The sequence below is a fragment of the Ktedonospora formicarum genome, assembly GCF_016587355.1.
Lineage (GTDB): Bacteria > Chloroflexota > Ktedonobacteria > Ktedonobacterales > Ktedonobacteraceae > Ktedonobacter > Ktedonobacter formicarum.
The window spans coordinates 333,229-345,652 of sequence record NZ_BNJF01000002.1 but is presented as its reverse complement, the minus strand read 5'-3'; the positions used below and the strand labels follow the sequence as shown (position 1 = coordinate 345,652).

Below are 12,424 nucleotides of genomic sequence, written 5' to 3'. Positions count from 1 at the left end.
AAAGCATGCTGTCCAAGCGGGTTGGGCCATCCGGTACCAGCATTCCCACTTGTGCTTCTTACACGACAATAGAGAAATAGAGAGCAAAGAATCAGGAATGGCCTGTAGAAAGGCCTTCCTCATCCAGACCCATATTGCCAGAAACATTATTATGGCAGGATGTCTTAAACTGAGTTTGTCTGAAACTCTAGTCTTAACGCGCATCTTCCTTGACGTTCAACGAGTAGATGGGGAATGAAAAAGCGCGCGGTGAAAGCAAGTGAGTGATAGACCTCCTTCGGTATCGGCATATATATCAAGCAACATTGCTAATGTACTAAAGTATGTCCAATAAATCTGTCTTTGTCAATATTTGTAGGGTACAAATTCGTACCATACAAAGCCGGACAAATATATCTGGCCTCAAGGAGAAGGCATAGAAGCAACTTCTCTAAAAACATGGAAAACCTGCTGAGGCTTTTCCAGAAGCCTTGCGAAATGGCTCTAATGGCTCTCAAACCTCGGAGTTTCCACCGCATCTGACTGGCATATTTGCATGGAATATGCTATGCTCTTTTCTAGACTTTGTATGCTTGTAGATAGCTGCTCCGGCAACGATACCTGACAATACTGTGCCTGGCGGCTCATAAGGACGGTTCACTTGACGCTGAAGCTGAATAAACACGAAAACGCAACGGCCCTCCACCGCCAGTTGCTCACCTATTTCCGTGAGCGTATTCTCGATGGGCGCCTTCCAGAAGGAACACGCCTCCCCACCGAGTTAGAGTTGGCTACGGAACATCAAATCAGCCGCGATACAATTCGGCACGCGCTTGGCCAGCTCGTCGAGGAGGGCTTGCTTGAGCGGGTACCAGGGCGCGGAACCTTTGTACGTCGTTCCACCGTTCCTTCTCCTCCCGTAGAAATTATCCCTACCCAGGATAAGCGGATCGGGATTGTCTTAAATAGACCCACGGGCGCCCAATTGAATATGGACATTCTGATCGCGGTCGAACAGGCTGTTAAAATGGGCGGCTACCACGCGAGTTTTACGTATGCTGAGGAGAATCAAGTTCAGTTCGCGCGCGACATTAAACGCCTGCGCGCGGACCATGTGCAAGGTTTGATTGTCTTCCCTATCTGCGATACAAGCTACGAAGAGACGATATGGCAGTTGCAAGCGGAGCATTTTCCGTTGGTCCTCATCGACCGTTATTACCCTGCCCTGGAGACCGATTATGTGGGATCAGATAATGTCGGTGGAGGTTTTCGAGCGACAGAACATTTGCTAATTCTGGGGCATCATCGTATTGGCTTCTGCCACTCGCCTATTGAAACGATCCAGACCACATCGGTTCGTGATCGCTGGGAAGGCTACTGCAAAGCGTTACAGGAGTATGGCATCCCATACGATGAAAGCCTTGTTGTGCCAAACAAGCAGGTGCCCAAAAACGAAATAATTGACCTCTATGAAGCTTTACTCCGGCGCCCCGACCGACCAACAGCCATTTTTGCTGCCAATGATCTCGCGGCGTTAGATGTGTTGACCGCTGCGCAAAATTGTGGTCTGCGTGTACCCGATGACCTGGCACTTGTGGGCTTTGATGATCTGGATTTTGCTCCCCGTGTCCACCCCCCGTTGACAACGGTGAATCAGCCTTTGGCTGATATCGGGTTATACGCGGGAAAACTTTTGATCAATCGCATTGAAGGTCAGGCTGGCCCTCCAAAACATATTGAACTTCCAACCCGCTTGATCGTGCGCTCTTCATGTGGAGCACGCCTGCGCGTCAAAAAGGCGACAGCCACGCTAGATCCCAGTTAATCAAGGCGGGCAATTTTTTGAACGAAACGAGAGGAAGGCATTGACGATGCTAACCATCAGGGATGTTCGAACTATTTTAACGATGCCAGACGGGTCGAATCGGCTGGTAATCGTCAAGATCGAGACCTCTGAGCCGGGAGTCTACGGACTGGGCTGCGCAACCTTTACGCAGCGTCCTCTGGCTGTGAGAACTGCCGTGGAGGAGTATCTCAAGCCATTTTTGTTAGGAAAAGATGTGCAGAGGATTGAAGACCTATGGCAAACAATGTGGGTCAATTCCTATTGGCGCAATGGACCCGTGCTCAACAATGCCATTTCAGGAGTCGATATTGCCCTGTGGGATATCAAGGGCAAGCTTGCCGGAATGCCCGTCTACCAACTACTAGGCGGCAAGTGCCGCGAAGCTGCGGCGGTCTACCGGCACGCGGATGGGAAAGACGAGGTCCAGGTGCTGGAGAATGTCCAGGCACTGATGGAGCAGGGATATCAATATATACGTTGCCAGATGGGAGGCTATGGCGGTAAGACCGAGCGCAAGCGCTCGCCAGAACAGGCACAGCCAGGGATATACTATGACCCCGATTCTTACGCGCGTAGCATACCACGGCTCTTTGAGTATATCCGTGGACACATAGGCTTCCAGGCAGAATTATTGCATGATGTCCACGAACGCCTGGTACCCATTGAGGCTATAAATCTGGCGAAGAAGCTAGAGCCATACGAATTGTTCTTTCTTGAAGATCCCCTATCACCAGAGCAGGGTAACTGGCTTGAGATGCTGCGACAACAGTGTGCCACTCCCATCGCGTTAGGCGAATTATTTAACAACCCGCATGAGTGGACGACATTGATTACGCGACGCCTGATAGATTTCATCCGCGTGCATATAAGCCAGATTGGCGGATTGACACCTGCCAAGAAGCTGGCGACCCTGTGTGAAGCCTTTGCCGTGCGTACCGCGTGGCATGGACCAGGCGATACGTCACCGGTCGGGCACGCGGCGAACTTGCACCTGGATGTAAGCTGCCATAATTTCGGCGTACAGGAGTGGAGCGGCTTCACTGAAACGGTGCGCGAGGTCTTCCCAGGCTGCCCGGAAGTGCGTAACGGGTATATGTATCCCAATGAACAGCCAGGGCTGGGTATCGATATCGATGAGCGACAGGCCGCGCGTTATCCTTGCTCAGATGGGCCACCACAGTGGACTTTGGCGCGCACACCAGATGGCACGGCGGCGCGCCCATAGCATTGAGCTTATTTGTATGATCAGGAGGGGTCTACCGCATCGGATGCGGCTAGCCTCTCCGTCCACTGATACTGAGGCTTGAAGCCTAGTATCTCAGCGGCACTCGTGCCGTCGAGCAAGGACCAGCGTTCAGGCCTATTGCCAGGACGACGTGGGACGGTAGGGAACCAACGGTCCACAAGCTCATCCGTAGGGAGCTCTGACGTTGTATCGTTGGCGGTAATATAGAAAGGATAGTGCCCCTTAAATGGCGCTGTAAGGGCGAGTTGGCAGGCCTGCGCGACATCACGAACGTCGACATATGACCACAACAAATGTGCCGAAGCCCCAGGATCATGTCTTACATGGGCGAGAATACGGGAAATATCAGCTTCATTCTGCACAACAGTAGAGATCCGCAGACTGGCTGCGCTGCCACCAGTGCGACGACAATAGGCGGCAGCGATCTCTTCCCCATTCGCCTTTGAGAGGCCGTAAGCATCTTGTGGGAGAAGGGGATGCTGTTCATCAATAGGGAGATAGAGAGGTTCGGACCAGCGATGCTGGTAGGGAAAGCCCAGAGCCGAAACGCTGGAAGCACTGACCACACGCTCGATCCCTAGTTGAGCGGCGGCCTCGAAAACGTTGAACTGGCCCATAATATTATTGCGATAGACAAGCTCCGGCGGACGACCAGTGGGGGCGGGAATAGCCCCAAGATGGATAACAGCGTCAGCACGAGCCAACGCTCCAAATACCTGGCCGAGATCACACAAATCAATCGTAATCATGGGCGCATCAGAAAAACGCGTGCCTTGCTGGTCTACTCCGATTACCGCGAAACCTTGTTGCATGAGATGAGTGACCACTATGCGACCAAGGTGGCCGTTTGCACCTGTTACTACAACACGCATACCTGCTCCTTTGTAAAGTTCTTAATACTACATTACACCATTCTTTATATAATTGTAAATGCTTAAGATGCTTTTTATTAAATTGAGGTTATAAGTGCTAAAGATTTGTTAGCGGTATAACTCATCGCACAAAACATCGACGCAGGGCCTGTCAGTACAAGAAATTCTCCACTCTCTCTTGACCCTTTCGCATCCGCTCTTTTGACGTATCCCTCACTCTTGATATACTCACCCATCGCTGCTTCATATATTCATCATGCTTGTGGATGTGGCGCAAGATTTTGCTTAAAGAGAGCAAGAATGTAAGTGATTGCTTAAACCCTCTAAGATACCCTTATATGGATGGAAACTGATGTGAGTCTGATTCACTGCTTTTCATGATCAACAAGCACTCTAAAGCTTGAACAAAGGAGATAATCCATGTCCGATAAGAAAACCGCTCTTGTGACTGGCGCCTCATCCGGTATCGGTCTTGAGCTAACCAATACCTTGCTTGCCAGGGGCTATCAGGTCGTTGCCAACTCACGAACGATTACGAGCGCGGGAACACTGACCGCCTCTGATCGCCTCGCTCTCGTTGACGGGGACATTTCCAAGCAGGAAACCGCTCAAAAAGTGGTAGAAACTGCCGTACAACGATTCGGCGGAGTGGACCTGTTGGTAAATAACGCCGGTATCTTTATCGCGAAACCTTTTACTGACTACACCACTGAGGACATTGATCGACTGATCAAGACGAACCTGCTTGGCTTCTTCTATGTGACGCAATACGCCGTTGAGCAGATGCAAAAACAGCATACCGGGCATATTGTAAACATCACAACGACACTGGCTGGTCAGCCTGTGGCAGGCGTTTCAGCCTCTATGGCCCTTTTAATTAAGGGGGGATTAAACACGGTAACCAAAGCACTTGCTATTGAGTATGCGAGTGAAGGTATTCGCGTCAATGCTGTTGCTCCAGGCAATATTGACACCCCTCTGCATAAGAACGATGATCATGGTTTCCTTAGCAAGATGCACCCCATTGCACGCATGGGCCATGCTTCCGAAATAGCCGACGCGATCTTGTACCTGGATGCTGCACCCTTTGTTACTGGCGAGGTCATTCATGTGGATGGAGGAGCACATGCAGGTAAATGGTGATCAAAGCAGCTTGAGGAATCACCGAGAAAGATTGGAAGCGCTTGGTATCGAGCTTCCATCTCCCCCAATGCCACTTGGGCACTATGTTGAAACATCGTTGGTAGGGAACCTTCTTTTTACCAGTGGTATTCTTCCTGTTGTCGATGGGAAACTCATGTTTACGGGCCGATTGGGTGCTGATCTGACGATAGAACAGGGACGAGAAGCAACCAGATATGCCGCATTGAAGGCACTGGCAGCGGTGAGTCATTTCCTGGGGGATGTGAATCGTATTCGGAAAGTGGTACGACTCGGAATCGCTCTGGTGACGACCGAGGACTTTACCCAGCATGCCGGAGTCGCGGATGGTGCCTCAGATCTGTTCGCACAGATCTTTGGGGATGAGCAGGGGCATACTCGCCTAGTCACTGGGGTCTATAGCTTGCCCGTTCAAACTCCAGTTGTCCTGGATACTATCTTCGAGATTGTTGGGTAAGATCTCGTTGTCTGGGTACTCACAACCCTTTCTACCTGCAATACATCTGCGATTTTCGTTTTTGCGGGCCAATCAAAGGATGTGATAAGATTGCAACCATTCCAAGATGAAGGCTCTCCACTTCTTAGTTTGCCTCCAAATTGGAATGGTCCCTTTCGCACTTAGCGCGAAACATTTCTCAGGGAGAAGTTATTGCTCGGTATGTGTGCTCCAATCTTCTAGAGATGGTCCGCCCCGGTTATAGGTTGTCGTATCCAGGACTGCCAACCAATCGAAATTGGTGAAACTTTGGGCATTGAGTGGTTCTACATAGGATCCGTTCTTCTTACTGCCAGAGCGAATCGGAAGCGCCGCTATTTCCTCTGCGGGAAGCCCCTGCCCTTGAGCGGTGGGAATGAATCGTCCGGGTCCGGGAGTCGAAGTCAATAGAGCCTCAAGCGCCCCGGCTTCTGGTTGGCCTATCCCGTTGGTTGGTGATTCGCCTATCGCTGAGCCAATGATGACATAGCTGCGACCAAACATTTCATGAAGATGTGCCCCAGCGGGCGACCATATCAATGTTTCATCTCCCCATTGCCATAGTGTCTTGCCACGCTTGACATGGCTATTGTGGGCAAACACTAATACATTGCCTCGGTTCTGTTCACGGGAGACGATGTACTCCAGATTCTCTGCCATCATTGTGTCACGTATGCCAAGCATTCTGGCCTGGCGATTAGCAGACGTTTTCGCTGACTCTGCATGATAGTGTAAGACCTGCCGTGCCTCCACAGCAAATTGTAATGCCTCCATGTAACTCATCTGGTCGCTCTTTTCCACTAATTCGGGACGTCGCATACGCAGTTCTGCTATGAGGTCCTCTGTTTCAATGCGCAATGCCTTCGCCTCAGCCGACTGACCTATCGATTGTGATGCATCGAATACTGCGGCAGGATTTTCCCAATTCGCATCTTCCCCAAGCAGCCGGTCGATGCGGTTTCGATACTCCTGGGCTAGTGCCTCATCAACTGAACTGAGATAATTAAGCGCGACGTGGAGTGTCTGGCGGGGACTATCTGTGCCGGTCATTTCGGTCGGACTATCAAAACCATAGAACTGAAGTTTCCTCTGGTGTGTTGGATCAGCATTGTAATGTTTCATCCACTCGATAAGTTCTCGATTCGCATCGAGCTTTCCGAAACCGTGGCTCAATCCAATCTCTTGCACCTCTTCATAGGAGGCCGTACTGCGCCCAAGCACATAGTCGTTGATGGTGAAGCCCCTGGGGAAACTGCTCTCAATGGCAATGGCGCTGTAGCCATAGGCTTCTACAAGGCGCTGGAAGAGTTGGTTGCGAAGGACAAGCAACTCTTCTCCTCCATGGAGTGCTTCTCCAAAGCCAAGTAATTTTACGGAATCTTCAAGTGAGCTGATCATCTTATCAATGGCGGCGTTGAAGTTTGGGCGAGAAGCGAGTGAGAATGGGATCGCCTTGTGTGCTATCCAATCGTTTAATGTTGCATATATTGCTGTCGTGTGTGTCATTGGTTTCACCTTTGTCGTTCCCTGTATCATTCACCCAATGAGAATTTCTCTCCTTCTGCTATCTTCCATGCTCACAGTTGGGCGATGAGGGCATGGAAGTCTGGACATGTGAGAATAATCTCCAGGTTCAAGCAGATTGAGTATTTGGCTGCATGCATGCATCTCCGATCCAAGCTGGTCGGGCTTTTTCTGGATCACGATTCTTACTGTACAACACAGATGCAAGATTAGAGGGTAGGAAGAGAGTTGGAAGCGCGTGTATGGATATAATTGGTCCATATTCTGCTCAATCTATCTGGCTTCCTCCGAGAGAACGAGGAAGATGCCACCAAAAAGCCTCAACAATAGAATTTAGAGTTTTGCTTGAAGCTTGAGTGTTGTTTTCAAGAGGGGAGAAGAGGTGAAACAGGAATGCTGGCCCTGTTTGTATTTACATTGTTAAATATTTGGTTGCTGTTCATTGGTATCGCGAGATTTAGCTCATTTACAATGGTGATAAATCGGATGGTTCCTGGTATTCTCTACTTGAAATCTTTCTTATGGAGGTATCTATTGAGATGAAAGCCAAACTTCCTTTCTCTCCTTTCATCGCCTATCTTTTCCTTTTTTATGGTTTATGGATTGGATGGGTCTATCTGATCTATCCCCCAATACAGGCACTGGGACCAGCAACTCCCACCTATGCGCTTGTCAATATTGTGTCGAGATTGTTGATCTGGGTCATTCCCGTGTTTGTCTACTTGCGCTATATTGACCATGTTCATCCCATTGCCTATTTGAAGCTCAATCAGTACTGGAAGAGGGGCGTCTTTCTTGGTTTTGCATTCTCTCTGCTCAATTTTGTAGGGATGTTGCTGCGTTTTGGTTCGCCGCATCCCAGTATATCCTCTATCACCTGGAATAACATACTCAGCACCTCTCTGCTGATCGGGGTATTTGAAGAAATTCCGTTTCGGGGCTTCATTTTCCAGAAACTCAAGGAGAAGTTTCCTGTCTGGATCGCGAATCTGCTTTCATCACTGCTGTTTCTAGTCATTCATCTGCCGGGCTGGATAATGCTGCACGTGCTGACATGGTCGAATGTGTTCTCCATTTTTGTGCTTGGAGTGATTTTCGCCGTCATTTTTTACTTTTCTAAAACACTCTGGAGTAGCATCATCACTCATAGCCTCAATGATTTTCTTTCTTCAGTCCTTTTTCATCTCTCATGAGCAAACTTGCCAGAAAATCACACAATGAGTCTGTACTGTGTATTGGCCTCTACCAGAAGATGCTTCCCTTCCATCAAATTCTCATATTATGAGAAGACCAGAAGCGCCGTATTTATTAGGCACGAAATTATGAAGCTCTTCATTGATGGTTAATCAACTGTCGACGAAGGGTTTCTGGTGGAGGCTGGTATCCATCTTCCTCGTAGGCGAGGAACACAGCACATCGTGCCGAAGGCGATCAGGATCAGGAACGCTGCCAGAAGAAAACTGTCATGTAGAGCTAAAAGTTCACTTTGTCGCAGCAGGGTCACTTTTGAGAGACCTTGTTCAACAAATGTTTGCTGAAAATGCTGACTTCGTATCTGGACGAAACTGGCAATGATGGCTACACCCAGAGGTGCTGCCGTAGCTCGCAATACCGAAAGAAGTGTCGAAGCATTTGCAATCGCCTGCCCTTCTTCCTTCTTAATCTGTGATAACGCGGAAACCCCTACCTGATTTGTCATGGCATTGGCAGCGCCTAAGAAGAGAAACAAGCATACCAGTATCCAGATAGGGGTATCCAAAGCCAGCATTACTAGCGCCGCGAGAGCGCCAGCCAGTAGGAGTAAGCCTGGAATGACAGCAGCGCGCGGACCGATCCGATCAGCGATCCATCCTCCGATGGGCAAGACAATCAGCGTCGCCAGAGAAATGGCCCCCTGGATTATTCCCGCTTGCAGTGGCGTCTCCTGATGCAGTGCTTGGAGATAAATAGGGAGAAGAAAGAGGACCCCAAACCAGACAAAAAAGATCAGAATCTGAGTGAGTACACTGAAAGTAAAGGCACGATCATGGAAACGACGCAGGTCCAGTAAAGGCATCCGACCCTGATGTATGAGTCGCCGTTCAAGAGCTACAAAGAGCGCCAGGGAAATAAAACTCCCTACAAGCAACAAGGTATTCCAGATGGTAGGCCCGTTGGTTATCATGTCAGGAGCCGCATATAGGAGCAGCGCAGTCCCACAAGCGGAGGCGAGAAAGCCCCCGCTATCAAAGCGCGTTCCAGCTTGCCCTTCCACAGGCTTTAAGACCTGCTGCGCTAAGATGACTGCGATTATTCCCAGGGGAATATTGATGAAAAAGGCCCATTGCCAGCCAAAGGAACCAACCAGATAGCCACCCAGAAAAGGGCCGAGCGTGGGGGCAACCATCAAGGCGAGACCCATAACACTGCCTGCCTTCCCACGTTCTTCATATGGGAATGCCTGCATTTGCAGAATCATCACCATTGGCAACAAGACGCCGCCTCCAATTCCTTGCAAACAACGAAAAACGATGAGGGAAGAAAGATTCCAGGCGCAACCACAGAGTACAGACCCCACCAGGAATGAACTCAATGACCAGAGATAGGCGCGTTTTGCTCCCAGAAGTGTCGTGAGGTAGGGAGCCAGAGGTATCACTATCGCTTGCGTGATCATATAAATAGTAGTAATCCACTGGACGTCATGAAGGCTTGCCGCAAAAGCTCGCTGCATCTGAGGAATGGCAATATTCACGATGGTGGAATCCATCATACTCATGAGCATGCCCAATGCAACGGTAAGCATGACCCACCATTTATAAGCAAGTCGTCCCTGAAAACGAGAGAGAGAAAGCATAGACCGTCACTTTCTTACCTTTATAAACTTACACGAGTAAGTAAGACATTTTATTTATGTCTCCCTCTTGACTTACTCGTGTAAGTTCTATTATAGTCAGGAATGAAGATGAGTGTCAAGGGAAAGGATGAGCGATTATGGCAAAGGCATCTGAAAAACATCGGGTAACGAGTGCAGATGTCGCGCGGGCCTGTGGTGTTTCACGGGCAACAGTCAGTTATGTCTTAAATAATGACCCGCGTCAGACGATTCCGCCGGAAACACGTGAGCGTATTCTCCAGGCAGCACAGAAGCTTGGTTATAGCCCTTTTGCTCCCGCACGGCTCCTCCGTTCTGGTCAGAGCCAGCTTGTGCTAGCGGTCTTGCCTTTTGAACAGGTTGATCCGGCGCTTGCCCGCTCTCTGAAGGAACTTGAGCAAAGGTTAGCGCGACATGATTTGACGCTCCTCTCTTATGTGGGGATGCATCCCAGTATCGGAACGACGCACCCATCAGCCCATATTACACCAAGTGTTCTCCTTTCTTATGCCGACCAGGATGATCCGCTAGTTGCTGCTTTTTTACAGCAATTCCATGCACCAATTCTCCACCTGTTAGGAGATGCTAGATTAGAAGAACAGATTGGGGCAATGCAAGCTGAGTATCTGATTCAGTGTGGCAAACGTTCTTTGATCTTCCTTGATTCTGAGCGTAAGGATGTGCAACGACTCTCATCCCATCGCTTTAGAGGAGTACAGCAAGCATGTCTGCGATGGGAATGTACAGAACCTGTGCTCCGTACTCTTCCTTCTTCACGCGAGGAGGCACGAACGATTTTGCGGGACACTCTCGCCTCATGTGACCATTCGTGGGGTATCTGCTGCTATAATGACGAGGTTGCCATTGCTGCTCTTGCAGCGTTGGCTGATGAAAATATCACAATTCCTCACATGGCAGCGGTAGTTGGATGTGATAATATTCCGCTTGCCCAATGGAGCCTTCCTGCCTTGACGACCATTGCGTTCCACAATGAATCTGCGCTTGATCCACTCATCGAGGCAATTGTGGCTCTGAGCCGTGGTGAAACCGTTACCTGGAAGACACAAAAGACGCTGACGCTTATCAAACGCGCATCCGCATAATAGGTTTCGATGGCATATATTCCTCTAGGTTCCATTGGAGAGAAGGTATAGAGGTTAGCATACGCTGGAATAGCGTGTCTATCCTCTATACTATGCTTTGTAACGAGGGGCGATGGGCTTAGAAAGAGACTGGTAGTGTGTTCAAGCCCATAATGAGCGAACCAGGGCGCCAGGTGAGTGTCTGGGGATCGGCATTCAGGCGCAAGTCTGGAAAGCGACGTACAAGGGTTCCGATAGCAATTTGGCCTTCGAGACGTGCGAGTGGCGCACCAAGACAGTAGTGGATACCTTTGCCAAAAGCCAGATGACGGTTCTCGCGGCGTGTAATGTCAAGTTTGTCTGCTGCGCCAAACTCCTCATCATCGCGATTGGCAGCGGAGAGGGCGATAAGGATATGGTCGCCACGTTGAATGTGCTTGCCTTCATACTCAGCATCCTCACGCGCCCATCGCTGAGTTGCTAGCATGAGTGGTCCTCGGTAGCGCAAGAACTCCTCGATAGCAGTCTTGATGAGTTCAGGCTGTTCTTTGAGTAATTGAAATTGTTCTGGATGTTCCAGAAGTGCCAGGACTCCGTTGCTAATGAGATTGACAGTAGTTTCATGTCCCGCGATGATGAGGAGGAAAATCATCGACACCAGTTCTTGCTGAGAGAGTTTGTTTCCTTCAGCTTCTGCCAGAATGAGTTTGCTCAGAAGATCATCGGCGGGAGTCTGGCGCTTATCTTCGATCAGTTGCACCATATACTGATAGAAGGCTAGAAGTTGATCCGCAGCCTGACGAAAAGCTTCTGGATTGCCTGCCGCTTCCACGACCAGATTTGACCACGAGCGGAACTTAGAGCGATCCGCATCAGGTACGCCAAGCATTTCAGAAATTACCATCATGGGTAGGGGGAAGGCGAACTGATCGATAAGGTCCATCTCCCCCTTGTTCTCAATAGCGTCGAGCAGTTCATCGGTCAATGCCTGGATGCGTGAGCGCCACTGCTCTACGAGGCGTGGCGTAAAAGAGAGATTGATAAGAGAACGCAGGCGTGTATGGTCTGGGGGATCAGCGTTGAGCATATGTTGAGAGAGAAAGTTAAAGGAGGACTGCTGCGAGAAGAGAGATTGTTGCTGTGCAATTTCTTCGGGTGTGAGCGAATTGCGCATACTTTTAACAAAGCGCTCGTCGCGAAGTAGCTTCTCCGCATCCTGATAGCGTGTGACCAGCCAAGCGGATCGTCCATTTTGGAGTGTAATCTTATGTAATGGATCATGCGCCCGCAATTCGGTGAAAACAGGGTATGGATTGGCCTTAAAGGTTGGTGATGCTAGATTAAGTTCCTGTGGTTGGTTCATAACTCATCCTTACCAGTGCCAACGA

General features: G+C 49.7%; 10 protein-coding genes. 6 read left to right on the top strand and 4 right to left on the bottom strand.

Translation table 11 applies throughout. The features are described 5' to 3' along the window. Positions 1-640 precede the first annotated feature (640 nt). Together K3T82_RS20550 and K3T82_RS20545 are read left to right on the top strand one after the other, a co-directional pair. Positions 641-1,804, top strand: coding sequence for a GntR family transcriptional regulator (locus K3T82_RS20550; protein ID WP_220195419.1), 1,164 nt, complete (start codon positions 641-643; stop codon positions 1,802-1,804). Positions 1,805-1,850: 46 nt separating this feature from the next. Further along, complete coding sequence (locus K3T82_RS20545) at positions 1,851-3,050, top strand: enolase C-terminal domain-like protein (RefSeq protein WP_220195418.1); 1,200 nt, start codon at positions 1,851-1,853, stop codon at positions 3,048-3,050. Positions 3,051-3,070: 20 nt separating this feature from the next. On the opposite strand, the gene K3T82_RS20540 is transcribed toward K3T82_RS20545, so the two are convergent. Continuing rightward, on the bottom strand, positions 3,071-3,943 hold the full coding sequence (locus tag K3T82_RS20540) for an NAD-dependent epimerase/dehydratase family protein (RefSeq protein WP_220195417.1): 873 nt from the start codon (positions 3,941-3,943) through the stop codon (positions 3,071-3,073). 420 nt (positions 3,944-4,363) lie between these two features. Between K3T82_RS20540 and K3T82_RS20535 the strand changes: the two genes are divergently transcribed. Together K3T82_RS20535 and K3T82_RS20530 are read left to right on the top strand one after the other, a co-directional pair. Then, complete coding sequence (locus K3T82_RS20535) at positions 4,364-5,086, top strand: SDR family NAD(P)-dependent oxidoreductase (RefSeq protein WP_220195416.1); 723 nt, start codon at positions 4,364-4,366, stop codon at positions 5,084-5,086. Further along, a complete protein-coding gene (locus K3T82_RS20530) occupies positions 5,070-5,561 on the top strand; it encodes a RidA family protein (RefSeq protein WP_220195415.1) in 492 nt (163 codons plus the stop codon). The genes K3T82_RS20535 and K3T82_RS20530 overlap by 17 nt, the downstream gene beginning before the upstream one ends. Before the next feature lie 189 nt (positions 5,562-5,750). On the opposite strand, the gene K3T82_RS20525 is transcribed toward K3T82_RS20530, so the two are convergent. Beyond that, the gene (locus tag K3T82_RS20525) at positions 5,751-7,085 is read right to left on the bottom strand and encodes an erythromycin esterase family protein (RefSeq protein WP_220195414.1); all 1,335 of its coding nucleotides are present in this window, start codon (positions 7,083-7,085) and stop codon (positions 5,751-5,753) included. Positions 7,086-7,642: 557 nt separating this feature from the next. Here K3T82_RS20525 and K3T82_RS20520 point away from each other — a divergent pair. Beyond that, complete coding sequence (locus K3T82_RS20520) at positions 7,643-8,296, top strand: CPBP family intramembrane glutamic endopeptidase (protein ID WP_220195413.1); 654 nt, start codon at positions 7,643-7,645, stop codon at positions 8,294-8,296. Between the two features lie 149 nt (positions 8,297-8,445). On the opposite strand, the gene K3T82_RS20515 is transcribed toward K3T82_RS20520, so the two are convergent. Continuing rightward, positions 8,446-9,936 (bottom strand): MDR family MFS transporter, encoded by a 1,491-nt coding sequence (locus tag K3T82_RS20515; protein WP_220195412.1) that lies wholly within the window; start codon positions 9,934-9,936, stop codon positions 8,446-8,448. 137 nt (positions 9,937-10,073) lie between these two features. Here K3T82_RS20515 and K3T82_RS20510 point away from each other — a divergent pair, with 137 nt between their 5' ends. Beyond that, positions 10,074-11,057, top strand: coding sequence for a LacI family DNA-binding transcriptional regulator (locus tag K3T82_RS20510; protein WP_220195411.1), 984 nt, complete (start codon positions 10,074-10,076; stop codon positions 11,055-11,057). Positions 11,058-11,175: 118 nt separating this feature from the next. Here K3T82_RS20510 and K3T82_RS20505 read toward each other — a convergent pair whose 3' ends face one another. Next, entirely contained in the window at positions 11,176-12,399 is a 1,224-nt protein-coding gene (locus tag K3T82_RS20505; protein ID WP_220195410.1) for a cytochrome P450 family protein, read from the bottom strand. Between the last annotated feature and the right edge of the window lie 25 nt (positions 12,400-12,424).

Excerpts from the sequence above, each read along its gene's own strand:
- K3T82_RS20510 (WP_220195411.1), top strand. The coding sequence starts at position 10,074 with ATGGCAAAGGCATCTGAAAAACATCGGGTAACGAGTGCAGATGTCGCG.
- K3T82_RS20545 (WP_220195418.1), top strand. The coding sequence starts at position 1,851 with ATGCTAACCATCAGGGATGTTCGAACTATTTTAACGATGCCAGACGGG.
- K3T82_RS20525 (WP_220195414.1), bottom strand. The coding sequence starts at position 7,085 with ATGACACACACGACAGCAATATATGCAACATTAAACGATTGGATAGCA.
- K3T82_RS20520 (WP_220195413.1), top strand. The coding sequence starts at position 7,643 with ATGAAAGCCAAACTTCCTTTCTCTCCTTTCATCGCCTATCTTTTCCTT.
- K3T82_RS20535 (WP_220195416.1), top strand. The coding sequence starts at position 4,364 with ATGTCCGATAAGAAAACCGCTCTTGTGACTGGCGCCTCATCCGGTATC.
- K3T82_RS20540 (WP_220195417.1), bottom strand. The coding sequence starts at position 3,943 with ATGCGTGTTGTAGTAACAGGTGCAAACGGCCACCTTGGTCGCATAGTG.
- K3T82_RS20515 (WP_220195412.1), bottom strand. The coding sequence starts at position 9,936 with ATGCTTTCTCTCTCTCGTTTTCAGGGACGACTTGCTTATAAATGGTGG.
- K3T82_RS20530 (WP_220195415.1), top strand. The coding sequence starts at position 5,070 with ATGCAGGTAAATGGTGATCAAAGCAGCTTGAGGAATCACCGAGAAAGA.
- K3T82_RS20505 (WP_220195410.1), bottom strand. The coding sequence starts at position 12,399 with ATGAACCAACCACAGGAACTTAATCTAGCATCACCAACCTTTAAGGCC.